The 25,007-nt window shown below is 71.8% G+C and carries 21 protein-coding genes; 9 read left to right on the forward strand and 12 right to left on the reverse strand.

The genetic code is table 11. From position 1 onward, the window contains the following. Positions 1-18 precede the first annotated feature (18 nt). Genes N5875_RS26240 through N5875_RS26250 form a run of 3 tightly spaced genes read right to left on the reverse strand, consistent with a single transcriptional unit; the run spans position 19 to position 2,969 of the window. Positions 19-609 carry a TetR family transcriptional regulator gene (locus N5875_RS26240; RefSeq protein WP_318211110.1) on the reverse strand — a complete coding sequence of 197 codons (591 nt, stop codon included), beginning with the start codon at positions 607-609 and terminating at the stop codon, positions 19-21. Continuing rightward, positions 588-1,877, reverse strand: a complete 1,290-nt coding sequence (locus N5875_RS26245; RefSeq protein WP_338496500.1) for a transposase — start codon at positions 1,875-1,877, stop codon at positions 588-590. The genes N5875_RS26240 and N5875_RS26245 overlap by 22 nt, the downstream gene beginning before the upstream one ends. A 54-nt stretch (positions 1,878-1,931) precedes the next feature. After that, a complete protein-coding gene (locus tag N5875_RS26250; RefSeq protein WP_318211108.1) occupies positions 1,932-2,969 on the reverse strand; it encodes an aldo/keto reductase in 1,038 nt (345 codons plus the stop codon). Positions 2,970-3,206: 237 nt separating this feature from the next. Between N5875_RS26250 and N5875_RS26255 the strand changes: the two genes are divergently transcribed. After that, the gene (locus N5875_RS26255; protein ID WP_338496502.1) at positions 3,207-3,452 is read left to right on the forward strand and encodes a DUF6243 family protein; all 246 of its coding nucleotides are present in this window, start codon (positions 3,207-3,209) and stop codon (positions 3,450-3,452) included. 75 nt (positions 3,453-3,527) lie between these two features. On the opposite strand, the gene N5875_RS26260 is transcribed toward N5875_RS26255, so the two are convergent. After that, positions 3,528-4,907, reverse strand: a complete 1,380-nt coding sequence (locus N5875_RS26260) for an MFS transporter (RefSeq protein ID WP_338499259.1) — start codon at positions 4,905-4,907, stop codon at positions 3,528-3,530. A gap of 227 nt (positions 4,908-5,134) precedes the next feature. Between N5875_RS26260 and N5875_RS26265 the strand changes: the two genes are divergently transcribed. Then, complete coding sequence (locus N5875_RS26265; RefSeq protein ID WP_338499261.1) at positions 5,135-6,094, forward strand: helix-turn-helix domain-containing protein; 960 nt, start codon at positions 5,135-5,137, stop codon at positions 6,092-6,094. Here the strand turns inward: N5875_RS26265 and N5875_RS26270 are convergent. Beyond that, entirely contained in the window at positions 6,081-7,538 is a 1,458-nt protein-coding gene (locus N5875_RS26270; protein WP_338496505.1) for an MFS transporter, read from the reverse strand. The genes N5875_RS26265 and N5875_RS26270 overlap by 14 nt on opposite strands. A 52-nt stretch (positions 7,539-7,590) precedes the next feature. Here N5875_RS26270 and dusB point away from each other — a divergent pair, with 52 nt between their 5' ends. From dusB to N5875_RS26285, 3 genes are all read left to right on the forward strand, one after another. Further along, positions 7,591-8,751, forward strand: coding sequence for a tRNA dihydrouridine synthase DusB (gene dusB, locus N5875_RS26275; RefSeq protein ID WP_318211105.1), 1,161 nt, complete (start codon positions 7,591-7,593; stop codon positions 8,749-8,751). A 366-nt stretch (positions 8,752-9,117) separates the two neighbouring features. Then, positions 9,118-11,829, forward strand: coding sequence for a pyruvate, phosphate dikinase (ppdK, locus tag N5875_RS26280; RefSeq protein ID WP_318211104.1), 2,712 nt, complete (start codon positions 9,118-9,120; stop codon positions 11,827-11,829). 577 nt (positions 11,830-12,406) lie between these two features. Next, positions 12,407-13,429 carry a helix-turn-helix domain-containing protein gene (locus N5875_RS26285; protein ID WP_318211103.1) on the forward strand — a complete coding sequence of 341 codons (1,023 nt, stop codon included), beginning with the start codon at positions 12,407-12,409 and terminating at the stop codon, positions 13,427-13,429. Positions 13,430-13,454: 25 nt separating this feature from the next. Here the strand turns inward: N5875_RS26285 and N5875_RS26290 are convergent, their stop codons facing one another. Beyond that, on the reverse strand, positions 13,455-14,615 hold the full coding sequence (locus tag N5875_RS26290; RefSeq protein WP_338496507.1) for an alkaline phosphatase PhoX: 1,161 nt from the start codon (positions 14,613-14,615) through the stop codon (positions 13,455-13,457). 218 nt (positions 14,616-14,833) lie between these two features. On the opposite strand from N5875_RS26290, the gene N5875_RS26295 reads away from it, so the two are divergent. Together N5875_RS26295 and N5875_RS26300 are read left to right on the forward strand one after the other, a co-directional pair. Beyond that, the gene (locus N5875_RS26295) at positions 14,834-15,325 is read left to right on the forward strand and encodes a group III truncated hemoglobin (RefSeq protein ID WP_318211101.1); all 492 of its coding nucleotides are present in this window, start codon (positions 14,834-14,836) and stop codon (positions 15,323-15,325) included. Between the two features lie 116 nt (positions 15,326-15,441). Further along, positions 15,442-15,855, forward strand: a complete 414-nt coding sequence (locus tag N5875_RS26300; protein WP_318211100.1) for a VOC family protein — start codon at positions 15,442-15,444, stop codon at positions 15,853-15,855. A gap of 36 nt (positions 15,856-15,891) precedes the next feature. Here the strand turns inward: N5875_RS26300 and N5875_RS26305 are convergent, their stop codons facing one another. From N5875_RS26305 to N5875_RS26330, 6 genes are all read right to left on the reverse strand, one after another. Further along, positions 15,892-16,656 (reverse strand): SDR family oxidoreductase, encoded by a 765-nt coding sequence (locus N5875_RS26305; RefSeq protein ID WP_338496511.1) that lies wholly within the window; start codon positions 16,654-16,656, stop codon positions 15,892-15,894. A gap of 81 nt (positions 16,657-16,737) precedes the next feature. Beyond that, the gene (locus N5875_RS26310; protein ID WP_338496513.1) at positions 16,738-18,120 is read right to left on the reverse strand and encodes an MFS transporter; all 1,383 of its coding nucleotides are present in this window, start codon (positions 18,118-18,120) and stop codon (positions 16,738-16,740) included. 88 nt (positions 18,121-18,208) lie between these two features. Continuing rightward, positions 18,209-18,793 (reverse strand): TetR family transcriptional regulator, encoded by a 585-nt coding sequence (locus N5875_RS26315; RefSeq protein ID WP_318211097.1) that lies wholly within the window; start codon positions 18,791-18,793, stop codon positions 18,209-18,211. A 37-nt stretch (positions 18,794-18,830) separates the two neighbouring features. Then, positions 18,831-19,160, reverse strand: coding sequence for a nitrite reductase small subunit NirD (gene nirD, locus N5875_RS26320; RefSeq protein ID WP_318211096.1), 330 nt, complete (start codon positions 19,158-19,160; stop codon positions 18,831-18,833). Further along, complete coding sequence (nirB, locus tag N5875_RS26325) at positions 19,157-21,703, reverse strand: nitrite reductase large subunit NirB (protein WP_318211095.1); 2,547 nt, start codon at positions 21,701-21,703, stop codon at positions 19,157-19,159. The genes nirD and nirB overlap by 4 nt, the downstream gene beginning before the upstream one ends. Then, positions 21,700-23,028: an FAD-dependent oxidoreductase gene (locus N5875_RS26330; protein ID WP_338496517.1), complete on the reverse strand. Its 1,329-nt coding sequence runs from the start codon at positions 23,026-23,028 to the stop codon at positions 21,700-21,702. Before N5875_RS26330 ends, nirB begins: the two co-directional genes overlap by 4 nt. 409 nt (positions 23,029-23,437) lie before the next feature. Between N5875_RS26330 and N5875_RS26335 the strand changes: the two genes are divergently transcribed. Both N5875_RS26335 and N5875_RS26340 read left to right on the forward strand, forming a co-directional pair. Then, positions 23,438-24,787 carry a ferric reductase-like transmembrane domain-containing protein gene (locus N5875_RS26335; RefSeq protein ID WP_338496519.1) on the forward strand — a complete coding sequence of 450 codons (1,350 nt, stop codon included), beginning with the start codon at positions 23,438-23,440 and terminating at the stop codon, positions 24,785-24,787. Further along, positions 24,780-24,980 (forward strand): hypothetical protein, encoded by a 201-nt coding sequence (locus N5875_RS26340; RefSeq protein WP_338496522.1) that lies wholly within the window; start codon positions 24,780-24,782, stop codon positions 24,978-24,980. Before N5875_RS26335 ends, N5875_RS26340 begins: the two co-directional genes overlap by 8 nt. The last annotated feature ends 27 nt before the right edge of the window (positions 24,981-25,007 follow it).

The following is a 25,007-nucleotide window of genomic DNA, read 5'->3' on the forward strand; positions in this document are numbered from 1 at the left end:
GGGTGTGGGGCGCGGGCCTCAAGCGGCGCGGAGGCCGCGGAGCAGCAGACTCACCACGGACTCGAACTCGGTCTCGATCGTGGGGCGCTGCCACTCCGGCGCGTAGCCCGGGTCGTGGAAGCGCGCGGTCGCGTAGAAGAGGGCGCGGGCGGTCGCGTCAGGGTCGGGGGCCGTGAACTCCGCGTCCCTGGCCCCCTCTTCGACGATCGACCGGACCTGGTCGATCAGGACGTCGATGTGCTGGTCGACCACCCCGCTGTTCTCGTCGATCAGCACGCTGTATGTGGCGAACAGCTCGGGGTCGTCACCCGCCTTGTGCCGCTTGGCCTCGAAGAGGCGGGCGAACCAGTCGTGGAGCTTGGCCGGCGCCGCCAGGTCCGGGGCGGCCGTCAGCTCGGCGAGGGCGGTCTCGGTGCGCGAGAGCCACCGCTGGGTCACGGCCTCGCGCAGGGCCGCCTTCGTGCGGAAGTGGCGGTAGACGCTGCCGTGGCTGACGCCGAGGACCCGGGCCACGTCCACGACGGTCGCCTTCGCCGGGCCGTAGCGCCGCAGCACCTCCTCGGTTGCTTCGAGGATGCGCTCTGCGGTCAGGGTCTCGGTGGCGGCCATGGAATGACAGTACCTTTGACGTCCTCCCCGCCCTGACGGGCGGGGATTCCCCTGTGAGGGGTTCGGCCGGTCGCCCGGCCTACGGGTTCCTGCTTCACGGACCGGCCAGTGCCGAGGTCTCCACAGGCTGAGACCGCAAGTCCTGCGGCCTTGATGTTCTTCCCCGCGTTCACGTCGGCGTGCTCGCGGTGGCCGCAGTCAGGGGCTTTGCACACGAAGACCGCTTGGCTCTCACGGTTGCCTTCGGTGACGAAGCCACAGGCGGAGCACCGCTGTGACGTGTATGCGGGATTTACCTTCACCACCGACGTACCGGTGTACCGGGCGGCGCTGGTGAGGGCAAGTTCGAGGCGGTGCCATCCCTTGTCGAGGATGGCCCGGTTCAGCCCGGCTTTCTGTCGGACCTGGCGGCCCGGCTTGGCGAGGGTGCCGGATGCGGATGCGGACATGTTCTTGATTCGCAGGTCTTCCAGGGCGACCAGCGCGTACGTCCGCACGATACGACCGGCGGTCTGCCCGCAGAAGTCCGCGCGCCGGTCGGTGACCCGGCCCATGATCTTGTTCATGCGAGCGCGGGTCTTGGCCTGGTTGGCGCTTCCTTTGTGGGTGCGGGAGAGCTGCTGTTGCAGGCGCCGGTACCGTGCGGCCTCGCCGGGCCGGATGAATGCGCGATCGTGGAAGTCTCCGTCGCTGGTGACGGCCGCGAACTTCACGCCACGGTCGATCCCCACGGCGGTGCCCGGCATGGCGTGTCGTTCCGGGGTGGTGGCCTGGTCGTCGACAAGGAACGACACGAACCAGCGTCCGGCCTTGCGGGACACAGTCGCAGAGCGGATCTCGCCGCCGAGGGGACGAGACCAGCGGAACCGGACCCACCCCAGTTTCGGAAGTTTCGCTCGCCCCCACTTACTGCCCAGCCGCCCGCCCTGGATCTGTTTGGCGTCGGGGAACCGGAACGACGGAGACCACCGGGTCTGCGACCGCCACCGCACCCGGAACGTGCCGTGCTCCCGGCATGCCCTGTCCAGGTCCTTGAGCGTCTGCTGCAGGATGTGCGACGGCGCGGCCTTGAGCCACGGATGCTCGCACTTGGCCTCGGCCAGCTCCTTGCACTGCGGGGCATAGTTCAACCACCCGCCGCGACGTCGGTACTCACGGCGCTGCTCCCGGCCGGTGTTCCACACCGCCCGACATACGTTCGCGAACTCCTCGCATTGCGCGGCCTGTTCGGCCGTCAGCTCAAGTAGATACCTACGACCAGACAGCATGAGGACACCTCCTCCGGCTGGGGGAATGACGAGGCTTGTGCTCACGAGTTGTTGTCAGTGCTCGCTGTCCAGGTGCGCCATCTGCGCCGCCGGGTACCGCTCGCCGGCCGCCGAGCCCGCCGGGACGGCCTCCTCGATCGCGGCCAGGTCCGCGGCGTCGAGCGTGACGTCCAGGGCGCCGAGCGCCTCCGCGAGCCGGTCCCGGCGCCGGGCGCCGACCAGCGGGACGATGTCCGCGCCCTGTCGCTCGGCCTGCGCGAGGACCCAGGCGATCGCGGTCTGCGCGACGCTCACGCCCTTGGCCTCGGCGAGCGCCCGCAGCCGGTCCACGAGGTCCAGGTTCCGCCGGAGGTTGTCGCCCTGGAAGCGCGGGCTCATGCCCCGGAAGTCGTTCGCCGCCAGTTCCCGGTCGGCGGTGAAGTGGCCGCTGATCAGACCGCGCGACAGCACCCCGTACGCCGTGATGCCTATGCCCAGCTCCCGGGCGGTCGGTAGGATCTTCTCCTCGATCGACCGCGAGATCAGGGAGTACTCGATCTGGAGGTCCGCGATCGGGGCCACGGCCGCCGCCCGGCGCAGGGTGTCCGCGCCGACCTCGGAGAGCCCGATGTGCCGGACGTGCCCCGCCTCGACCAGCTCGGCGATGGCGCCGACGGTCTCCTCGATCGGCACGTCCGGGTCGACGCGGGCGATCCGGTAGATGTCGATGTGGTCGGTGCCGAGGCGCTGGAGCGAGTACGCCGCGAAGTTCTTCACCGCGGCCGGCCGCCCGTCGTACCCGGTGAAGCCGCCCTCGACCGTGCGCAGGGCGCCGAACTTCACGCTGGTCAGCGCCTGCTCGCGGGCGGCCGCGGGGGCTGTGCGCAGCGCCTCGTTGATCAGCAGCTCGTTGTGCCCCATCCCGTAGAAGTCGCCCGTGTCGAGCAGGGTCACCCCCGCGTCCAGGGCGGCGTGGATCGTCGCGATCGACTCGGCGCGGTCGCTCTCGCCGTACAGCGCGGACATGCCCATGCAGCCGAGGCCGAGAGCCGAGACCTCGGGCCCGGTGGTGCCGAGTCGGCGGGTGGGGACGGGACGGCTGGTGGTGGTCATGGCTGTCTCCTCGGATTCGGGAAGCGATGGATCGGTGCGACACGACAACCATGACATGACCGATGACAGATTTCAATATCTGTCATTCCTTCTAGTGGTGCGGGGAAAACCGGGTGCCCGCGCCCAGGGGCCGGGGTAGCGTCCTCGGCATGTCTTCGTTCTTCCAGATCTACGAGTGAGCGCCGTCTCCGGCAGCCCGAGTCAGACCACCGACCACCTCACTGACGGGAGAACACCGTGGCGAAGAGCCGCAACAACCTCCTCGGCGTCGGAGGACAGCGCAAGAAGCTGTCCCGAGCCGACCAGCACGGCAACGGCCAGAGCCGCACGGCGGCCCAGCGCTCCGCCGACGACCGCAAGCAGGACCTCCTGAAGAAGATGCGCGAGCGCACCCAGGGAGCCGAGACGACGGCCGACAGCGCCGACAACGCCGAGACGGCGGCCGACAACGCCGACGTCACCGGTGCCGCCGGCCAGGAGTAGTCGGCGCCCTCGCATGACGAAGGGCCCGGGGGTGTTCGCCACCCCCGGGCCCTTTCCGCTCTCGATCCCCGCCCGCTAGCGCACCGTCCTCGGCAGGCGCAGTGCCAGCACCGCCGTCAGCAGCGCCATCGCCATCTGGATCAGCACCGTCACCGTCAGGGGCACGCCCGAGTCCACGGGTGCCGAGGCGGTGAGGCTCAGATAGAGCGTGCCCAGCGTGGCGACGCCCAGGGTCAGGGCCGTCTGCTGGGTCGTGACCATCACCCCGCTGCCCACACCCGCCCGCTCCGCCGGCACCTCGGACAGCACCACGCGGAAGAGCACCGGGAGCTGGAGGCCCTGCCCGACGCCCGCGATCGCCATGCCGGGCAGCAGGCTCGGCACCGACAGGTCCGGCCAGGAACGCCAGGCCGTCAGGGCGATGAGCCCGAGGCCCAGGGCCTGGAGCAGGGCGCCCACCGGCACCACGCGCGTGCCCCAGCGCCGTACGAGCCGCGGGCCCGCCAGCGACGCCCCGAAGAAGGCCACCGCCATCGGGACGAGCGCCAGGCCCGAGGCGACCGCGCCCAGACCGAGGCCCTGCTGGAGCGCCACCGCGATCACGAACATGAAGCCGCCGAAGCCGGCCGACAGCGGCAGCACGAGGATCAGTCCGCGCCGCAGCGACACCAGGTCGAGCAGGCTCGGGGGCACCAGCGGGGTGCGGCCCCGCCGGTCCGCCCGCCGCTCCACCCACCAGAACGCCCCCGCCGCGAACGGGAACGCCGCCAGCGCGAGCCACGTCCACAGCGGCCAGCCCGCCGCCCTGCCCTCCGTCAGCGGGGCGAGCAGGGTGAGCAGCGAGACCGCGAGCAGCAGCGTCCCCGCCACGTCCACCGGCGCCGGGCGGTCCGAGCGGGTCTCCGGGACCGTGCGGACGGCCAGGACCAGGCCGGCCACCGCCACCGGCACGTTCACCAGGAACACCGCGCGCCAGCCCGAGCCCGCGAGGTCGGCGGCCACCAGGACCCCGCCCAGGATCTGTCCGGCGACCATGGACAGCCCCGCGGTCGCCCCGTACAGGCTCAGCGCCTTGGCCCGCCGGGCGCCCTCCGTCGACGAGTGGATGGTCGCGAGGACCTGCGGCAGCATCAGCGCCGCCGCCGCTCCCTGCGCCACCCGCGCCCCGACCAGCGTCCAGGCGTCCGGGGCGAGACCGCAGGCGAGCGAGGTCAGACCGAAGGCCGCCATGCCCGCGAGGAAGAGCCGCCGACGCCCGAAGAGGTCGCCGAGCCGCCCGCCGAGGACCAGCAGGACGGCGTACGACAGTCCGTACCCGGCGACGACGAGTTCCAGGAGCGCCGGGCCGGCCGCCAGGTCGTGGTCGATCGACGGAAGGGCGACGTTGACGATGAAGAAGTCGATCAGGGGCAGGGCCGCGCCGAGCAGGACGGTGAACAGGCCGAGCGAACCCAGCGCCGGCCGGTCGTGGGCGACGGGCGCGGAACCGGGCGGGGTGCCGCCCGGGGAAGAGCCCGGGGGAGAGGCCGGGGGAGAGGCCGGAGAACGGGGAAAAGCGGAGGTCGTAGTCACGCCACCGACGATCCGCCGCCCCTCAGCCTGGTACCAGAGTGTCTTTATCCTGGTAGAAGCAGTACCTGGCACGGGGCTGACCGGCCCGGCACCCTGGGAGCGTGACGACCATGACGACGGCCGAACCCGGTACGCGGCGACACGAGCTCGCCGCCTTCCTGCGCAGCCGACGCGAGCGCATCACCCCCGAGCAGGTCGGCCTGCCCCGGGGGCGCCGCCGCCGCACCCCCGGCCTGCGCCGCGAGGAGGTCGCCCACCTCTCCGCCGTCGGCGTCACCTGGTACACCTGGCTGGAACAGGCCCGCGACATCCAGGTCTCCCCGCAGGTCCTGGACGCCCTCGCCGGAGCCCTGCTGCTCGACCCGACCGAACGCAGCCACCTCTTCGCCCTCGCAGCCCAGAGCGACCCCCACCCCGAGACGGCCTGCCCGGCCGTCACCCCCGCGCTGCGCGCACTGCTCCACCAGCTGGAGCCCGTGCCCGCCTGCGTGCAGAACAGCCGGTACGACTTCCTCGCCTACAACCGCACCTTCGGGCGGCTCTACTGCGACCTGGACGCGCTGCCCCGCGAGGACCGCAACACCCTCTGGCTCGCCTTCACCAACGAGGACTTCCGCGCCGCCTTCGGCGACCTCCCGGAGGTCCTGCGCGCGATGGTCGGCAAGCTCCGTGCCTCCATGGCCGAGCACCTGGCCGAACCCGCCTGGAAGGCGCTGGTCCGGCGGCTCCAGGACGCCTCCCCGGAGTTCCGCGAGCTCTGGGCCCGGCGCGATGTCGCCGATCTCGCCGGCCGCGCCAAGGTCATCCGAAACGCCCAGGTGGGCGTGCTGCACCTGGAACACACCAACCTCTGGCTCGGGCCGGCCGCCGGACCGCGCCTCGGCACGTACGTACCCCTCGACGAGGAGTCCCGGGCGCGGCTCGAACAGCTCCTGGAGCTCGCCGTACGAGAGGACACCGAGGCGGCCCGAGAGGCCCGGAGGTCAAGGGAGCCCCAGACGGCCAGGGCGGCCGAGGCCGCCGGTGGCGTACGGCCGGACCGAAAGGCCCAGGCCCTCACGGCCGCCTGAGCGGCAGGTCCGCCTCGTCCGCCGCCTGCGGTTCGTCGTCCGTCTCCAGGCACCGCGCCGTCCGCTCCGCCGTGCGGCGGGCCCACTTCCCGCTGGTCAGCGCGCCGACCGCGAGGACGGCGAGGCCGCAGGCCGTCACGACCCAGTAGCCCGGCCTCGCCGCCGTCACGAAGTCGTCCGGGGACATCCCGGCGCCCACCCCCGTCGCGAGCACCGTGCCGACCACCGCCACCCCGAGCGTCTGCCCGACCTGGCGGCTCGTCGAGGCCACCGCCGCCGCCACCCCGGCCTGCGCCCGGGGCATCCCCGAGACCGCCGTGTTGGTGATCGGGGCGTTCACGAGACCGAAGCCGATACCGAAGAGCACGTATCCGGTGAAGAGCAGCGGATCGTGGGTCTCCGCCTCGAAGGCCGCGAAGAGCAGCGCCCCCGTCGCCATCGCCGTGCCCGCGAGCAGCAGCGGGAGACGGGGTCCACGCGCGCCCGTGAGCCGCCCCGACAGCGGGGCGAAGACGAAGGTCATGCCCGCCATCGGCAGCACGTACAGGCCCGCGTCCAGGGGGGAGAGGCCGCGCACCTCCTGGAGGTACAGGGTGTTCAGGAACAGGAAGCCGGCGAAGCCCGAGAAGGCGCTGATCGCGACGACGGTGGCCCCGCTGAACGGCGCGCTGCGGAAGAACCGCAGGTCGATCAGGGGTTCATGGCGCCTCGGCTCGTACACGAGGACCCCGGCGAGCGCCGCGACCGCGAGGCCGGCGAAGAGCGGGTCGGTCTCGATGATCGCGTACGTGAGGGAGCCCAGGAGCGTCGCCACCAGGAGCTGTCCGACCGGGTCGGGGCGCCGGGGCCGGGGCGCGCGGGACTCGGGGACGTACCGCAGGGTGAGGAGCAGGGCGACGAGGGCGACCGGCAGGTTGACCCAGAAGATCGCCCGCCAGCCGACCGACTCGACGAGCACACCGCCCACCAGCGGCCCCAGGGCCAGGGAGATGCCGACGACCGCGCCCCAGACACCGATGGCACGCGCGCGTGCGGCGGGTTCGGTGAAGGTGTTGGTGATGATCGACATGGCGACGGGGTTGAGCATCGAGCCGCCCACCGCCTGCACCGCCCGGAAGGCGATCAGCGCCTCCAGGTTCGGGGCGAGGGAGCAGAGCAGCGAGCCGAGCGCGAAGACGACGAGGCCGGTCACGAAGACCTTGCGGCGGCCGATGCGGTCGGCGGTGGAGCCGGCCGGCATGAGCAGCGAGGCCAGGACCAGGGTGTACGCGTCGATGACCCACTGCAGGCCGGAGACGGAGGCGTCGAGGTCGTGCCGCAGGGAGGGCAGGGCGACGTTGAGCGCGGTGTTGTCCAGGCTGACGATCAGCAGACTCATGCAGCAGATCGCCAGGACGACGAGCTGCCGACGACGGGGGAGCTGCGCGCGTGTGAGCTCCGGCATGTTCGGATAGTACGGCTAACTAATGACCGGCGCAGTGCGCGACAATGGGCCAATGACCGCGTTCTCCCCCCTTGCAATCGGGCCGCACATCGTGCAGCCGCCGGTGGTGCTCGCCCCCATGGCCGGCATCACCAACGCCCCCTTCCGTACCCTCTGCCGCGAGTTCAGCGGCGGCAAGGGGCTGTTCGTGAGCGAGATGATCACGACGCGCGCCCTGGTCGAGCGCAACGAGAAGACGATGCAGCTCATCCGCTTCGACGCGACCGAGCAGCCGCGCTCGATCCAGCTGTACGGGGTGGACCCGGTGACGGTCGGCAAGGCCGTGCGGATGATCGTCGACGAGGACCTCGCCGACCACATCGACCTGAACTTCGGCTGCCCGGTCCCCAAGGTGACGCGGAAGGGCGGCGGCTCGGCCCTGCCCTACAAGCGGCCGCTGCTGCGCGCGATCCTCCACGAGGCCGTGACCAACGCGGGCGACCTGCCGGTCACGATGAAGATGCGCAAGGGCATCGACGACGACCACATCACCTACCTGGACGCGGGCCGGATCGCGGTCGAGGAGGGTGTCACGGCGATCGCCCTGCACGGGCGGACGGCGGCGCAGCACTACGGCGGTACGGCTGACTGGGACGCGATCGCGCGCCTCAAGGAGCACGTGCCGGAGATCCCGGTCCTCGGCAACGGCGACATCTGGTCCGCCGACGACGCCCTGCGGATGATGCGGGAGACAGGCTGCGACGGTGTGGTCGTCGGCCGCGGCTGCCTGGGACGGCCGTGGCTCTTCGCGGACCTGGTGGCCGCCTTCGAGGGCAAGGCGGCCGACGGCGGAGCCGCTGAGGGGCACAGCGCGGCGCCGGGGCTGCGGGTGGTCGCGGACGCGATGGTGCGGCACGCGCGGCTGCTCGGGGAGTGGATCGGCGACGAGGCACGCGGTGTCATCGACTTCCGCAAGCACGTGGCTTGGTACCTGAAGGGCTTCTCGGTGGGCTCCGAGATGCGCAAGAAGCTGGCGATCACCTCGTCCCTCGACGAACTGAGCGCTCAGTTGAGCGAGCTGGACCTTGATCAGTCGTGGCCGGTGGGCGCGGAAGGCCCTCGGGGTCGTACGTCCGGAAACAACCGGGTTGTCCTGCCGGACGGCTGGTTGAAGGACCCGTACGACTGCTCCGGTGTGAGCGAGGATGCCGAGCTGGACACGTCCGGCGGTTGAGATTCGGCCCCGATTCGGCCTTTCCGGGGGAGTGATCCTCGCCACCCTTGAGGGGGGTGGTGCTCAGATGAGCAGGTTACAAACGGCTGCATCGCCTGAAGGGTGGCACGGGGTGCCACCCTTTTTGCGTTCAAGACTTGAACACAAGTGCTCGGATGCGCGCTCATGTGAGCGTGTTCTCTCTGGTTTGGGCCATGACGTCTTCGGGGTCTGAAAACGGAAGCTACTTCTCGGTTACTTTCGAAGTGCTGGCGGACGGGTGGTTAAGGCCACGTGACCGCTAGGCGTACCTCCCCAGAAGCCTTCGATCTGGGTATGTTCCTCGCCGTCAGGGCAGCCAACCGAGTCATCGAGGAGTCGGGACCCGTGTCGGAAATTAATGATCAGAAGTTCGTCTACGACTTCACCGAGGGCAACAGGGACCTGAAGGACCTGCTCGGTGGCAAGGGCGCGAACCTCGCCGAGATGACCAACCTCGGCCTGCCGGTTCCCCCCGGCTTCACGATCACCACCGAGGCGTGCAAGGTCTACCTCGAGAGTGGCTCGGAGCCGGTCGAGCTCCGCGACGAGGTGAGTGCCCACCTCGACGCCCTTGAGCAGCAGATGGGCAAGAAGCTCGGCCAGGCCGACGACCCGCTGCTCGTCTCCGTGCGCTCCGGGGCGAAGTTCTCCATGCCGGGCATGATGGACACCGTCCTCAACATCGGCCTCTCCGACGCGTCCGTCGTCGGTCTCGCCGCCCAGGCCGACAACGAGCGCTTCGCGTGGGACTCGTACCGCCGGCTCATCCAGATGTTCGGCAAGACCGTCCTCGGCGTCGAGGGCGAGCTCTTCGAGGACGCGCTGGACGAGGCGAAGGCCGCGAAGAAGGTCGCCAGCGACACCGACCTCGACGCCGCCGACCTGAAGAAGGTCGTCGAGCACTTCAAGAAGATCGTGAAGGCCGAGACCGGCCGCGACTTCCCCCAGGACCCGCGTGAGCAGATGGACCTCGCCATCGAGGCCGTCTTCAACTCCTGGAACACCGACCGCGCGAAGCTGTACCGCCGCCAGGAGCGCATTCCGGGCGACCTCGGCACCGCCGTCAACGTCTGCTCGATGGTCTTCGGCAACCTCGGCCCGGACTCCGGCACCGGCGTCGCCTTCACCCGCGACCCCGCCTCCGGCCACGCCGGCGTCTACGGCGACTACCTGCAGAACGCGCAGGGCGAGGACGTCGTCGCCGGTATCCGCAACACCGTGCCGCTGGCCGACCTCGAGTCGATCGACAAGACGTCGTACGACCAGCTCATGGAGATCATGAACACGCTGGAGACCCACTACAAGGATCTCTGCGACATCGAGTTCACCATCGAGCGCGGCCAGCTCTGGATGCTCCAGACCCGGGTCGGCAAGCGCACCGCCGGTGCCGCCTTCCGCATCGCCACGCAGCTCGTGGACCAGGGCCTGATCGACGAGGCCGAGGCGCTCCAGCGCGTCACCGGCGCCCAGCTCGCCCAGCTGATGTTCCCCAAGTTCGACGAGGACGCGAAGGTCGAGCAGATCGGGCGCGGCATCGCCGCCTCCCCGGGCGCGGCCGTCGGCAAGGCCGTCTTCGACTCGTACACCGCCGTCAAGTGGTCCCGCTCGGGCGAGAAGGTCATCCTGATCCGCCGCGAGACCAACCCGGACGACCTGGACGGCATGATCGCCGCCGAGGGCATCCTCACCTCCCGCGGCGGCAAGACCTCGCACGCCGCCGTCGTCGCCCGCGGCATGGGCAAGACCTGTGTCTGCGGCGCCGAGGAGCTGGAGGTCGACACCAAGCGCCGCCGGATGACCACGGCCGACGGCCAGGTCGTCGAGGAGGGCGACGTCGTCTCCATCGACGGCTCCACCGGCAAGGTCTACCTCGGTGAGGTACCCGTCGTACCGTCCCCGGTCGTCGAGTACTTCGAGGGCCGCATGCACGCCGGCGCCGACGACGCCGACGAGCTCGTCGCCGCCGTGCACCGGATCATGGCCTACGCCGACCGCGTCCGCCGGCTGCGCGTCCGCGCCAACGCCGACAACGCCGAGGACGCCAACCGCGCCCGCCGCTTCGGCGCCCAGGGCATCGGCCTCTGCCGCACCGAGCACATGTTCCTCGGCGAGCGCCGCCAGTTCGTCGAGCGGCTGATCCTGGCCGACACGGACACCGAGCGCGACGACGCCCTGGAAGCCCTCCTGCCGCTGCAGAAGACCGACTTCGTCGAGCTCTTCGAGGCCATGGACGGGCTGCCCGTCACGGTCCGGCTGCTCGACCCGCCGCTGCACGAGTTCCTGCCCGACATCACCGAGCTGTCGGTGCGCGTCGCCCTCGCCGAGTCCCGCAAGGAGCCGCACGAGAACGACCTGCGCCTGCTCCAGGCCGTGCACCGGCTGCACGAGCAGAACCCGATGCTGGGTCTGCGCGGTGTCCGCCTCGGCCTGGTCATCCCCGGCCTGTTCACCATGCAGGTCCGGGCGATCGCCGAGGCCGCGGCCCAGCGCATCGACGCCAAGGGCGACCCGCGCGTCGAGATCATGATCCCGCTCGTCGGCACCGTCCAGGAGCTGGAGATCGTCCGCGAGGAGGCCGAGCAGGTCATCGCCGAGGTCCAGGCCCGCACCGGCGTCGAGCTCAAGCTCGCGCTCGGCACGATGATCGAGCTGCCGCGCGCCGCCGTGACCGCCGGTCAGATCGCCGAGGCCGCGGAGTTCTTCTCCTTCGGCACCAACGACCTGACGCAGACGGTCTGGGGCTTCTCCCGCGACGACGTGGAGGCCTCGTTCTTCACCGCGTACCTGGAGAAGGGCATCTTCGGCGTCAGCCCCTTCGAGACCATCGACAAGGACGGTGTCGGCGCGCTCGTGCGCAGCGCCGTCCAGGCCGGCCGCGCCACCCGCCCCGACATCAAGCTCGGTGTCTGCGGCGAGCACGGCGGCGACCCGGAGTCGGTGCACTTCTTCCACGAGGTCGGTCTGGACTACGTGTCCTGCTCGCCCTTCCGGATCCCGGTGGCGCGTCTGGAGGCCGGCCGCGCGGCGGCCGAGTCGAAGGGCAGCGACAGCCGCTGAGTCCTGCTGAACGGGGGGTCAGGAGCGGCGGTCGGGCCCTCCTGAACCCCCGTTCAGCAGCGGGAATCCCCGAACCACTCCGGTACGACCGGGGTCGCCGTCGGTCACCTCATCACCCTCACCGGCCGCCGGCGGCTCCGGAATCACAGCGACGGGACGGACACCTTTGTGCGGAGGTGTCCGTCCCGTCGTTTGTTTGTTGAGCGGATGTGAGTAGTTGTTCAATTGCGCCTGATTGAATTATTGGCCATTGAACTTCCTCGTTCCTCCGCAAAGGACCCACCGCAAAGAATGGGGCGGGCGCGACCCCCGGATCCCCACCCGGAGGCCGCGCCCTTTACCGATGCCGGGCAGGTGAGCCGCAACCTCGCCGACCGCCGCCGGACGGGCAAAGCCCCCCACGGTCTTCACCACGTCCCTCGGTCCTGAAGGTTTCCTGCCCGGCCCGTACAGCTTTTCGGTTCCGCCCCCATTGCCGCGATGCTTTTCAACTGTGGCTGAAACACCCTGGTAACGTGCAGTGATGCTGTGCATACTCGTCGTCGGGGGTGGTTGCGAGTGCACAGGTGGGGACTTCATGCTGCGGATTCATTTCACCGGAAACGACCTGGCGGGGGTGCGGACCGCCGCCCGGCCCGATGTTCTGTGGGAAACGATTCTCAGCTTTCACCGTTTAAGGGACCGGCGCGGCCCCGTCGTCTTCGGAGAATGGCGCTCCGAAACCCGGATGCGGCTCGGTGGTGAGACCCGGCTCCTCGCGGCGCTCGTCCCCAGCCGCGGCTATTTCCCCGACTTCCTGACGCCCGCCGAGGGCGTCCACGGGCTCGACGAGGGCCTTGAGGCGATCCGCGCGACCGACTCCGGCCGGCTCCGCGGCGAACTCTCGCTGCTCACCGCGGACCGCTCCGGCGGACGGACCGTACCCCATTCGCTGCGCGCCCTCGCCGACGGCGGCGCGGAGCCCTTCGACCGGCTCGTGGGGGCGCTGCGGAGCTACCACCGGGCGGCCGTGGAGCCGTACTGGCCGCACATCAGGGCCCGCGTCGAGGCCGACCGGGCCCGGCGCGGCCGCGCGCTCCTGGACGGCGGCGCCGACGAACTCCTCGCCTCGCTGCCGCCGATGCTGCGCTGGCGCGCGCCCGTCCTGGAGGCCGACTACCCGGTCGACCGGGACGTCCACCTCGACGGGCGGGGGCTGCTGCTCCAGCCCTCGTACTTCTGCCGGGGGACCCCCGTGGTGCTGCGCGACCCCGCGCTGCCGCCGGTCCTCGTCTACCCCGTCACCCACGGGGAGGCGCCGACCGTACGCGCGCCGGGCGGCTCCTCGCTCGCCAAGCTGGTCGGCCAGACCCGTTCGACGGTGCTGCACGCCATCGGCGACGGCGGCACGACGAGCGAACTCGCCCGCCGGGCCGGGGTGTCGCTGGCCTCGGCGAGCCAGCACGCGGGCGTGCTGCGCGAGGCGGGGCTCATCGCGACCCTGCGGCACGGGAACGCGGTCCTGCACACACTGACGCCGTTGGGCGCCGCCCTGCTCGGCGGCGCCCAACGGACGGTGGATCTGCGGTGCTACGCGCGGAACGGGTCGGTCACCTCGTAGGGATCACGGGGCGGCAGGGGGCCCGTCAGGCGCGGAACGGGCCCGTCACCTCGTACGTGATGCCGGCGGAGGAGCTGCCGCTCGTGCCGCGCTGGCTGGAGAAGTAGAGGCGCTTGCCGTCGGGGGAGAAGGCCGGGCCGCAGATCTCCGAGGAGGACTGGCCGCTGATCCGCAGGAAGGGGGCGACGACGTCGTCCGGGGTGATGACGCAGATCTCCATGTTGCCGCCGTCCTCGGCGATGAACAGGTCGCCGGAGGAGGAGCCCGTGACGTTGTCGACACCGGTGAGCGGGGCGGCGCCGCTCGGCACGAGCGAGTCGTCGTAGGCCAGCTCGTAGGTGTTGGTGGTGAGGTTGAGCTGCCAGAGGCGGTTGTCGCCCTTGGTGGTGAACCAGACGGTGTCGTTGGCGTAGTGGCAGCCCTCGCCGCCGTTGAACTTCTTCGACCCCGAGACCTGGCTGCGGGTCACGGTCGGGGAGCCGTCCGGGTCCGGCACGTTCTGCCAGGTGAAGGAGCCGGAGGTGGCGGTGCCCGCGACCATCACCTGGAGGGTGCCGGCGGAGAGGTCGCCCCAGGTGGTGGGGACGAAGCGGTAGAAGCAGCCGCTCGTCTCGTCCTCGGTCAGGTAGACGACCTTGCGGACCGGGTCGGCCGCGGCGGCCTCGTGCTTGAACCGGCCCATGGCGGCGCGGCGGACGGCGGCGTTCACGCCGTACGGGTCGGTCTCGTAGACGTACCCGAGGCTGACCTCCTCGCAGGAGAGCCAGGTGTTCCACGGGGTCTTGCCGCCGGCACAGTTCTGGCGGGTGCCGGACAGGATGCGGTACGCGCCGGTGACGGCGCCGGTCGAGCTGAACCGCACCGCGCTCGCGCCGCCGCTCGGGTTGATCTCCGAGTTGGACACGTAGATCCAGCCGGTGCCGTCGGCGAAGCAGGCGCCGCCGTCGGGGGCGCTGTGCCAGGTGTACGAGGTGCCGGGCACGGTCTGGCCCGACCGGGCGATGACCCGGCTGGTGAAACCGGCGGGCAGCAGGATGCCGTTCGCGTCCGCCGCGCCGAGGGCGCCGTAGGGGCCGGCGCCGGGCTGCGCGGGGGCCGCGTAGGCGGCGCCGTGCATCAGGGTGCCGCCGAAGGCCGCCGCCGACGTACCGATGACCGCTCCGCGCAGAAAACTGCGTCGCTCCACGTCTCACTCCTGAGAAGGGTGGTGAACCGCCCCGTCAGCCCGGTCGGCGACGGGGTCGCGCGCTTCCGGAAACTAGGAGTACGGAATTGACTGTGCATCAACAAGCGATGAAGAGGAAGAGGCGGGGCCCTGTCGGGAGTGCGGGGGCCGGCCGGGGGCTCGTCGAGGCAGGTCTTTCGGCACTACGAGGGCCTCGTGGCGGCGGGCACACTGGGGGTATGTGCGCCACCCGGGACATCAGCGGCCGAGACGACCTCGACGTGCTGCTGCGGCGGTTCTACGCCGCAGCCTTCGCCGATCCGCTCATCGGCCCGTTCTTCACCGAGGTCGCCGGGACCGATCTGGAGGTCCACCTGCCGCGCATCACCGACTTCTGGGAGCGCGCCCTCTTCCGTACCGCCGACTACGGGCGCGACGCCTTCGCCCCGCACGCCGCGCTCCACTCCGCCCGGCCCCTCACCGCCGCCCACTTCGGGCGCTGGGTGCAGCTCTGGCGCGCCGCCGTCGACGGCCTCCACACCGGGCCGCTGGCCGAGCGGGCCAAGGTGCAGGGCGAGCGGATCGCCCTCGCGATGCTGCGACGGCTCGCCGAGCCCGGGGCCGGTACGGAGAACGGGGCCGGTACGGAGAACGGAGCCGGTGCGGAGGGCACGGGCACGGGCGGTGGATTCGTACCGTTGGCGGCCCTTGAGCTGCGCTCCGCCGCCTGAGCGCAAAAAATCTTCGGGAGAACGATGAGTTACGGGCGGGACGCCCGTCCTACCTCTTGAAAGCGCCGGAGCGACTGGAGCGACCGGAGCGACCGCAAGGGAAGAGAGAGCGCATCATGGCCCCGCAGATGATCTTCGTGAACCTGCCCGTCAAGAGTGTCGACGCCAGCAAGGCCTTCTTCGAGAAGCTCGGCTTCTCCCACAACCCGCAGTTCAGCGACGAGACCACCGCCTGTGTGGTCTTCAGCGACACGATCTTCGCGATGCTCCTCGAAGAGGACAAGTTCAAGTCCTTCATGGCCCCCGGCAAGGAGATCTCCGACGCCACCAAGGCCACCGAGGTCCTGGTCACCCTGAGCGCCGAGAGCCGGGAGAAGTGCGACGAGCTCGCCGACGCCGCCCTCGCCGCCGGCGGTACCCCCGCGAAGGAGGCGATGGACATGGACTTCATGTACGGCCGCTCCTTCACGGACCTGGACGGCCACCACTGGGAGGTCTTCTGGATGGACCCGGCGGCCGCCCAGGGCTGAGCCCCGCGCGTCAGGTGGAGATGCCGAGCCCCGCGGTCAGGCGGAGACGCCGCCGTCGATCACCAGGTCCGTGCCGACGGCGGAGCCGGCCGCGTCCGACGCGAGGTACAGCACGGCCGCCGCGACCTCCGTGGCGGAGGAGATCCGGCCCAGCGGGGACTCCTGCTTCATCCGGACCTCCCGCTCGGCCTCCGTCTCGCCGGGCCGCAGCGACATCGCGGACTCCGAGGCGCCGGGGCTGACCGCGTTGATCCGGACCCCGTCGGCGATGTGGTCCAGGGCCGCGGCCCTGGTCAGCGCCGACACGGCCGCCTTCGAGACCTGGTAGCCGAAGACTCCGGGGATCCGGACGTGCGGGCCCAGGTTCGACGCGATGTTCACGATCGCCCCGCCCCCGTGCGCCCGCATGTGCGCCACCTCGGCCTGGAGGGCGTGCAGCACCCCGGTGACGTTGATGTCGAGCAGCGTTTGCCAGTCGTCCAGGGGGAAGTCGGCGGCGCTGTGGCCGCCCCGGAAGACCCCCGCGTTGTTCACGGCCACGTCGAGACCGCCGTAGATCTCGACCGTACGCCGGACCAGCTCCCGTACGGACCCGGCGTCGGCCACATCGGCCGTGACGGCCGTGCCGGCGCCCCCGGCCGCCTCGATCAGACCGACCGTCCCCTCCAGGGGCTCGGCGGTACGGCCGGCGACGACGACCTTCGCGCCCTCGGCGGCGAAGGCGAGCGCGATGGCGCGGCCGAGACCGGAACCGGCTCCGGTGACGAGGACGACGCGGTCGGTGAAGCGTGCGGCGTTCATGTGAGTCGACTCCTGTGTGGGTGTGACTGATGGGTGTGACGGAGGGGTGTGACGGAGGGGTGTGACGGAGGGCTGTGCGTGCTACTTGGTGCGGATCGTGAGGACCGCGAGTGCCGCGAACAGGGCGGCCGCCGCCGCCAGGGACACCGCGTCCCCGCCGAGGGTGAGCAGGGCGGCGAAGACCACGGTCGGGCCGAGCTCCATCGCCGTGTTCAGGACGCCGCCCGCGAGGCCCGCCCGGTGCGCCGGGACGCCCTCGGTGGCCAGGACGGCGGCGGCCGCGAAGGACAGGGCGCCGCCGGCCGGCAGCAGGAGCAGGCCGGGGAGCAGCCCGTACGCGTACGGCACCGAGATGTCGGAACCGGTCGCGGCGAGCAGTCCGAGCCCCGCCGCGGCCGTCCCGAGCCCTGCCGCGGTCACCCGCCCGGGGCCGTACCGCCCGATCAGCGGGCCCGCCAGCCGCCCCGAGCCCAGCAGGGCGACCGCGAAGGGCACGAAGGCGGCGGAGGTCCGCAGTTCGTCCCAGCCGCGCTGCTGCTGGAAGGAGAGGGAGAGCAGGATGAAGACGGTGGCCGTGCCGGCCGCCGTGAGGCCGATCGCGGCCAGGCCCAGGACCCGGCGGCCGTCGCGCAGGAAGTCCGGGGGCAGCAGAGGGTCGGCGGTGCGTCGCTCGACGGCCCCGAAGGCGGCCAGCAGGACGAGCCCGGCCAAGAGAGGGGCGAGGACCGGGGCGGAGCCCCACGCGTGGGCGTCGGTGAGGACGAGCCCGAAGCTGGCGAGCGTCATCCCGGCGGTGGCGAGCAGCGCGCCGGGGAGGTCGAGGGAACGGTTCTGTCCTGGTGCGTTCCGTCCTGGTGGCGTCCCGGGCAGGAGGCGCGGAGCGAGGAGCAGGGCCGTCAGCGTCACCGCGACCGGGACCGCGAACGTGCCGCGCCAGGACGTGGCCCCCGCGATCACCCCCGAGAGCAGGTTCCCCGCCGTCGCGCCCAGCACGGAGAGGCCGCCCCAGGTGGCCATCGCCCTGCCGTACGCGGCCGGTCCGGGGAACAGGGACCGGAGCACCGCCATCGCCGCCGGGGCGACGAGCGCCGCGCCCACACCCTGCCCGAACCGGGCGGCGAGCAGCGCCTCGTACCCGGGGGCGAGCGGCGCGAGGGCGGAGGCGGTGCCGAAGACCAGCAGCCCGGCGGTCAGCGTCCGGCGCCCGCCGAAGCGGTCGGCGAGCCGTCCGCCGAAGAGCAGCAGTCCGGCGAAGGTCAGGCCGTACGCGGCGCTCAGCAGGATCAACTGGGCGCGGTCGAGCCGGAATTCGTCGCCGATGCGGGGGAGGGGTACGGCGAGGGAGGCGAGCGTGAAGATGAGGGTCATCTGCACGGCTGCGAGGAGGGCGAAGCCTCCGCGTATACGGCTCCCGTCGCCCGTGACCCCCTCGGGTTCCCGCACCCGCACCTTCGTCGATGACATTCCCGCCCCCCCATACTTGATCGTACGTTCCAAAATGAGCCCCGAAGAAAGGGCGCCCCGTGGGCGCCCTTTCCACTGTCTCGCAGGCTCAGTCCAGCAGATTCAGTGCCTGTTCCGCCGCGTCCCGCACCCTGGCCGGGTCGCTCGACGCCTTGCCGACCACCCGGATCCCCTGGAGCAGCACCAGAAGCATCCGCGCCAGGGCGCGAGGGTCCCGGTCGTCCGGGAGTTCGCCCCCGGCGCGGGCCCGGGTGAGCGCCGCGTACAGGAGCGTCTCGACCTGCTCCCAGCTGAGCTCGACCCGGCGGGCCACCGCCGTGTCGTGCGGCCCCAGTTCCGCCGCCGAGTTGGTGACGAAGCAGCCGTTCAGCCGCTCGCCGTCGGCCGACGCCTCGGCGGCGAAGCGGCGGACGAGGGTGCGGACGGCCGGCAGGGCCGGTCCCGGTGCGGACAGTTCCTCGACGAGCCGCGGGTCCCGGGTCTCCAGGTAGCGGTCCATCGCCTTCAGGTACAGCTCGTGCTTGTTCCCGAAGGTCGCGTAGATGCTGGCCCGGCCGACACCGAGGTGCGCCACGAGGTCCGACATCGTCGTCGCCTCGTAGCCGCGCGCCCAGAACAGCTCAAGGGCTGCCTGGAGCGCGGCGTCGGGATCGAATTCCTTGGTCCTGGCCACGAGAAGACCGTACGACTATCTGGAACGATCGGTCAAGCTAGTTCACGCGTACCGGGAACACCGTCACCGTGACCTCGTCGTCGTCCAGGCATCGGCCCGTCTCCAGGTCGAAGCGCTGCTTCAGGAGCGGCGAGGCCACGAACGGCCGTCCGTCCGCCGAGCCGACGAGCCCCCGGGAGAGCACCTGCGCCCCCGTGAACGGGTCGCGGTTGTCGATCGCGTACGTCCGGCCCGACCGGTCCCGGAAGACCGCCGCCTGCCGGCCGTCCGGCAGCAGCGCCGCCACGCCCCGGCCCGGGGTCAGCCGGGACTCCTCGCAGACCGTCATCCAGGAGTCGGGGGAGGGGGAGAGTTCGAGCGTCGTCATCGGGAAGCCCCTTCCAGGGTGCTGTTCGTCGGGCCGAGCGTCAGGATCGTGAGATCCGGCTTGATCTGGTCGCGCTCCGGCATGAACCGGACCGACGGGTCCGGTGCCTCCGGCGCGTTCACGAAGGAGACGAAGCGCCGCAGCCGCTCCGGGTCGTCCAGGGTCTGGGCCCACTCGTCCTGGTAGCCGGCGACGTGCGCCGTCATCAGCGCCTCCAGCTCGTCGCAGAGCCCGAGCGAGTCGTGCACCACCACGTCCTTGAGGTGGTCGAGCCCGCCCTCCAGGCGCTCCAGCCAGGTCGAGGTCCGCTCCAGGCGGTCCGCCGTCCGGATGTAGAACATCAGGAACCGGTCGATCAGGCGGATCAGTTCGGCGTCCGAGAGGTCCTGGGCGAGCAGGTCCGCGTGGCGCGGGGTCGCGCCGCCGTTGCCGCCGACGTACAGGTTCCAGCCGTTGGCCGTCGCGATGATCCCGAAGTCCTTCGACTGCGCCTCGGCGCACTCCCGGGCGCAGCCGGAGACCGCCGACTTGAGCTTGTGCGGGGCGCGCAGGCCCCGGTAGCGCAGCTCCAGCTGGATCGCCATCTTCACCGAGTCCTGCACGCCGTAGCGGCACCAGGTCTGTCCGACACAGGACTTCACCGTGCGCAGCGACTTGCCGTACGCGTGCCCCGACTCGAAGCCCGCGTCGACCAGGCGGGTCCAGATCGCCGGGAGCTGGTCCACCCGGGCGCCGAACAGGTCGATCCGCTGGCCGCCGGTGATCTTCGTGTAGAGGCCGAAGTCGCGGGCCACCTCGCCGATCACGATCAGCTTGTCCGGGGTGATCTCACCGCCGGGGATGCGCGGCACGACCGAATACGAGCCGTTGCGCTGCATGTTGGCGAGGAAGTGGTCGTTGGTGTCCTGGAGGGAGGCCTGCTCGCCGTCCAGGATGTAGCCGTCCAAGCCGATCGTCGGGGCCAGGCTGGCCAGGATCGAGCCGACGGTCGGCTTGCAGACCTCGCAGCCCTCGCCGCCCTTCGCCCCGTCCCGGCCGTGCGAGTCGAGCAGCGCGGCGAAGGAGGTCACCCGCAGGGTGCGGGCGATCTCGTACAGCTCGCTCCGGGTGTACGAGAAGCAGCCGCAGAGCCCCTTGTCCTTGGGCGCCGGCAGCAGCTTCTCGATCACCTTCACGCAACTGCCGCAGCCGGTACCGGCCTTGGTGCACTTCTTCACCTCGGCGAGCGACTCGCACTGGCCGATCGCGTGCTTCGTCACGTTGTGGCAGGAGCAGATCACCGCGTCGTCCGGCAGCGCAGAGGGCCCCAGCGCCACCGGAGCGCCCGCGCCCGCCGGGAGGACCAGCTGCTCGGGGGAGACCGGCGGTACGGTGCCGGTGAGCGGGCGGAGCAGGCCGTACTGCTCGGCGTCGCCGACCAGGACGCCGCCGAGCAGCACCCCGTCACCGGAGATCACCAGCTTCTTGTAGACGCCCGAGCGGGAGTCGGAGTACACGACGTCGAGGCAGCCCTCGGCCGTGCCGTGCGCGTCACCGAAGGACGCGACGTCCACACCGAGCAGCTTCAGCTTCGTCGACATGTCGGCGCCGGTGAAGCCGTCGCCCTCGCCCGCCTCCTCCGCCAGGGTCGCGGCCACCGTCTGCGCCATCTCGTAGCCCGGCGCCACCAGTCCGTACACCCGCCCGTCCGAGGCGAGCGCGCACTCGCCGATCGCGAAGACCGCAGGGTCGGAGGTGCGGCACTGTTCGTCGACCGCGATGCCGCCGCGCTCCCCGACGGTCAGGCCGCAGTCGCGGGCCAGCTGGTCCCGGGGCCGTACACCGGCCGAGAACACCACCATGTCCGTGGCCAGTTCGGAGCCGTCCGACAGCTTCATGCCCGTCACCGAGCCGTCCGTCGTCACGACCTCCTGCGTGCCCGTCCCCGTGTGGACGGTCAGACCCATCCGCTCGATCGTGCGCAGCAGGGCGGCGCCGCCGCCCTCGTCGACCTGCACCGGCATCAGCCGCGGCGCGAACTCCACGACGTGGGTGTCGAGTCCGAGTCCCTTCAGCGCGCCGGCCGCCTCCAGGCCGAGCAGACCGCCGCCGACGACCGCGCCGGTCGTCGCCGTCTTCGCGTACTCCTCGATGGCGAGGAGGTCCTCGATCGTCCGGTAGACGAAACACCCGCGGGCGTCCTTGCCGGGGACCGGGGGCACGAAGGGGTACGAGCCGGTGGCGAGGACGAGCGCGTCGTACGTGAAGACCTGCCCGGAGCGGGCGGTGACCGTACGGGCCTCCCGGTCCACCGACTCCGCCGCGTCGCCCACGTACAGCTCGATGCCGTGCTTCTCCATGAAGCCCGCCTCGACCATCGACAGGTCGTCCGGGGTCTTGCCGGAGAAGTACGAGGTCAGCTGTACGCGGTCGTAGGCGGGGCGCGGCTCCTCGCAGAGGACGACGATCCTGGCCCGCTCGGTGACACCGCGGTCGGCGAGCGACTCCAGGAACCGCTGGCCGACCATTCCGTGGCCGACCAGGACGATGGTGGGGGTGGTCATGAGGAGCCTCCGTCGTGGGTGAGCAGGTGGAGCAGGGGGGCCTCGTCGGGGAGGGCTTCGTCGCCCTCCCAGGCCCGGGCGAGCGTGCCGACGGCGGCCAGGTCGCCGAGGAGGACGCCGCCGACGAGGCGGTCACCGCGGACGACGACCTTGCGGTAGGCGCGGCGGGTGGCGTCGGTGAGCTGGACGACGTCGTCGCCGGGTCGAGCGGTGGTTTCGCCGAAGGCGGCGAGGTCGAGGGGGGTGGCGCCGCCGAGTGTGAGGCGGGTGAGGGCGCGGGTCCCCGTGTACCCGGTTGTGGGCGCGTGTTCCGCGGGGGCGGTGCCCACCCCCGTTGTGGCCGTGTGCTCCGCGGGGGCGGCGTCCACCCCCGTTGTGGGCATACGTCCCGCCCTGAGGGACGATTGCCCACACGGAGTCGTGGACGTCTCGGAAAGCAGGACCTCCGTCAGGGCGTCCGCCTGTTCCAGGGCCGGGCCCGCCAGGCCGTAGACCCTGCCCCCGTGTTCCGCGCAGTCGCCGATCGCGTGGATGTACGGGTCCGACGTGCGCAGCGCGTCGTCGACCACGATGCCCGTCGCCACCGCGAGCCCCGCCTCCCTCGCCAGGGCCACCCTCGGGCGGACCCCGCACGCCAGGACCACGACCTGTGCGTCGAGGACGAAGCCGTCGGCCAGTTCGACCGCCGTGACCTCGCCGTCCCGCTGCCGCAGGCCGCTCACCCGGCACTCGGTGTGCACCTCGACCCCGAGGGACTCGACGTGCTCGCGCAGCAGGTCCGAGGCCGACGCGTCCAGTTGGCGTTCCATCAGGCGCTCGCCCTGCTGGGTGAGCATCACCTCCGCGCCCAGCGCCGCCAGCGCCCGAGCCGCCGAGACTCCGAGGAGTCCGCCGCCGATGACCACCGCCCGCGTCCCGGGCCGTACCCGGTCGCGCAGCGCCAGACAGTCGTCGAGCGTACGGAAGGCGTGGACGCCCTCCGGCAGCTCCGCCCCGCCCCGGCCGCGCAGTCCGCGCAGCGGAGGGAGCACCGGGTTGGAGCCCGTGGCCAGGACCAGGCGGTCGTAGCCGACGAGCGAACCGTCCGCGCACTCCACCGTCCGCGCCGCCCGGTCGATCCGCACCGCCCGCACCCCGAGCCGTACCGGCTCGCGGGTCCCGGGCAGGGCGATCACCTCGGGGGCGTACCGCCCGGCGAGGACGTCGGCGAGCAGCACCCTGTTGTACGGGGCGTGCGGCTCCTCGCCGAGGAGGGTGACGGGCAGGCGCTGGGCGAGCCGGGCGCCCGCCGTTCCGCCCCCGACCACCACGATCCGTGTACTCATACCGGGAAGCGTGCGCGGCCGGTGTTACCCGACGGCATCCCGACTGTTTCCCGTACGGAACGCTGATCTCCGTCCGCGGTCCCGAGCGCTGTGAGGCCCCGGCGGCGGCAACCGATGGTGCGGTCAGAGAGTGAGGGGGCAGGTCGAGGGCGTCGTGGATGGGTACGAAGACGATGCCGGGGTGGCTGTTGTAGCGGGCGGCGAGCACGCCCAGCGGGTGGACGCACCGCCCGGCGGCCACCAGCGAAAGGATTTCGGCCCCCCGGCCCGCCGGCCAACCATCCTGACGGACCGCCACCGACGTGCGAGGTTAATCCTCGGTGAGGCTCGGCTCAAGCCCGCCTTAAGGATCCCGGCGACGGGCCCGAGCCGCGGATTCCCGTATACGGGCAGACCTAGGGTGCCGGATGTGACCACCGAGGCCAGCCACCACCCTCTCTCCGTACCGCTCCTGCGGCTCGCCCCCGAGCGGCTGCGGACAGCGATCCTCGGCGGGGCCGGGGCCGTCGCCCTCCTGTGGGGTGTCCAGGCCCGGCCCTCCGCCCGCCTCGATGCCTTCTTCGCGTCGGGCGCGCACCTCACCGGCCTGCTCGCCGGGTACGGCGTCCTCGTCCTGCTGCTGCTCATGGCCCGCGTCCCGGCCGTCGAGCACGGCGTCGGCGCCGACCGGCTGGCCCGCTGGCACGCCCTCGGCGGCCGGTACGTCCTCGGCCTGATCGGCGCGCACGCGCTCCTCGCGCTCCTCGGTCACGCCGTGCACACCCGTACCGACCTCGTGACCGCCACCGGGGACCTCCTGGCGTACGGGGCGATCGCCGCCGCCACCGCCGGCACCGCCCTCCTCGTCGCCGTCGGCGTCACCTCCGCCCGCGCCGTACGGCGCCGGGTCCGGCACGAGACCTGGCGGGCCGTCCACCTCGGCGGGCTGCTCGCCGCCGCCCTCGGCTTCGTCCACCAGCTCGCCGGACCCGACATCGCCGACAGCCTCCTCGTCCGCTGGCTCTGGGCGATGGCCCACGGCACCGTCGCCGTCCTCCTCCTCTGGTACCGGCTCGTCGTCCCCGTCCGCGCCGCCCTCCGCCACGAGCTGCGGGTCGTCGAGGTCCGCGACGAGGGCCCCGGCGTCGTCTCGGTGCTCGTCCGGGGCAGGGGAGTGGCCCGGCTCCGCGCCGAACCCGGCCAGTTCTTCCGCTGGCGCTTCCTGCGGCGCGGACTCTGGTCGACCGCCCTGCCCTTCTCCCTCTCCGCGCCCGTCCGCGACGACACCCTGCGCATCACCGTCAAGGCGCTCGGCGACCACACCCGCCGTATCCGTCGCCTCCGCCCCGGCGTCCGGGTCCTCGCCTCCGGTCCCTTCGGCGCGCTCACCGCCCACCGCCGCACCCGCCGCAAGGTGCTGCTGCTCGCGGGAGGCGTCGGTATCACCCCGCTGCGCGCCCTGTTCGAGACGCTGCCCGGCGGGCCCGGGGACGTGACCCTCCTCTACCGGGCCTCGGACGCCGCCGGGCTCGTCCTGCGCGAGGAGCTGGAGTCCATCGCCCGCGAACGGCAGGCCGCGCTCCACTTCCTCCTCGGCCGATCCGACGACTCCTTCGACCCCCTCGCGCCGCGCGCCCTGCGCCACTTGGTGCCGGACCTCGCCGCCCACGACGTCTACCTCTGCGGGCCGCCCGCCATGGCCCGCGCCGCCACCGCCCATCTGATCAGGGCCGGGGTGCCGGCCTCCCGTATCCACAGCGAGGACTTCGACCATGCCTAGACACGGTGCTCCCCGCGTCCCGCGCGTCCCGTCCGTCGAGCAGGCCCGGCGCCGGCTCGCCGCCGCCCTCCTCGGTGCCGGCGCGCTCGCCGCGACCCTCCTCACGGCCTCCGTCTCCCCGGCCGCGCCACCGGCCCCCGACCGGGAACCGGGCGCCGCAACCTCAGACGTAGCTCAACGATCAGGCGATTGATGGACGGGGCAACGATCGTCTCCCTAG

Source organism: Streptomyces sp. SJL17-4, from assembly GCF_036826855.1.
In the GTDB taxonomy this organism is placed as follows: Bacteria; Actinomycetota; Actinomycetes; order Streptomycetales; family Streptomycetaceae; genus Streptomyces.

Excerpts from the sequence above, each read along its gene's own strand:
- N5875_RS26240 (WP_318211110.1), bottom strand. The coding sequence starts at position 609 with ATGGCCGCCACCGAGACCCTGACCGCAGAGCGCATCCTCGAAGCAACC.
- N5875_RS26245 (WP_338496500.1), bottom strand. The coding sequence starts at position 1,877 with ATGCTGTCTGGTCGTAGGTATCTACTTGAGCTGACGGCCGAACAGGCC.
- N5875_RS26250 (WP_318211108.1), bottom strand. The coding sequence starts at position 2,969 with ATGACCACCACCAGCCGTCCCGTCCCCACCCGCCGACTCGGCACCACC.
- N5875_RS26265 (WP_338499261.1), top strand. The coding sequence starts at position 5,135 with ATGACGACGGCCGAACCCGGTACGCGGCGACACGAGCTCGCCGCCTTC.
- N5875_RS26270 (WP_338496505.1), bottom strand. The coding sequence starts at position 7,538 with ATGCCGGAGCTCACACGCGCGCAGCTCCCCCGTCGTCGGCAGCTCGTC.
- dusB (WP_318211105.1), top strand. The coding sequence starts at position 7,591 with ATGACCGCGTTCTCCCCCCTTGCAATCGGGCCGCACATCGTGCAGCCG.
- N5875_RS26285 (WP_318211103.1), top strand. The coding sequence starts at position 12,407 with ATGCTGCGGATTCATTTCACCGGAAACGACCTGGCGGGGGTGCGGACC.
- N5875_RS26295 (WP_318211101.1), top strand. The coding sequence starts at position 14,834 with ATGTGCGCCACCCGGGACATCAGCGGCCGAGACGACCTCGACGTGCTG.
- N5875_RS26300 (WP_318211100.1), top strand. The coding sequence starts at position 15,442 with ATGGCCCCGCAGATGATCTTCGTGAACCTGCCCGTCAAGAGTGTCGAC.
- N5875_RS26305 (WP_338496511.1), bottom strand. The coding sequence starts at position 16,656 with ATGAACGCCGCACGCTTCACCGACCGCGTCGTCCTCGTCACCGGAGCC.
- N5875_RS26310 (WP_338496513.1), bottom strand. The coding sequence starts at position 18,120 with ATGTCATCGACGAAGGTGCGGGTGCGGGAACCCGAGGGGGTCACGGGC.
- nirD (WP_318211096.1), bottom strand. The coding sequence starts at position 19,160 with ATGACGACGCTCGAACTCTCCCCCTCCCCCGACTCCTGGATGACGGTC.
- nirB (WP_318211095.1), bottom strand. The coding sequence starts at position 21,703 with ATGACCACCCCCACCATCGTCCTGGTCGGCCACGGAATGGTCGGCCAG.
- N5875_RS26330 (WP_338496517.1), bottom strand. The coding sequence starts at position 23,028 with ATGAGTACACGGATCGTGGTGGTCGGGGGCGGAACGGCGGGCGCCCGG.
- N5875_RS26340 (WP_338496522.1), top strand. The coding sequence starts at position 24,780 with ATGCCTAGACACGGTGCTCCCCGCGTCCCGCGCGTCCCGTCCGTCGAG.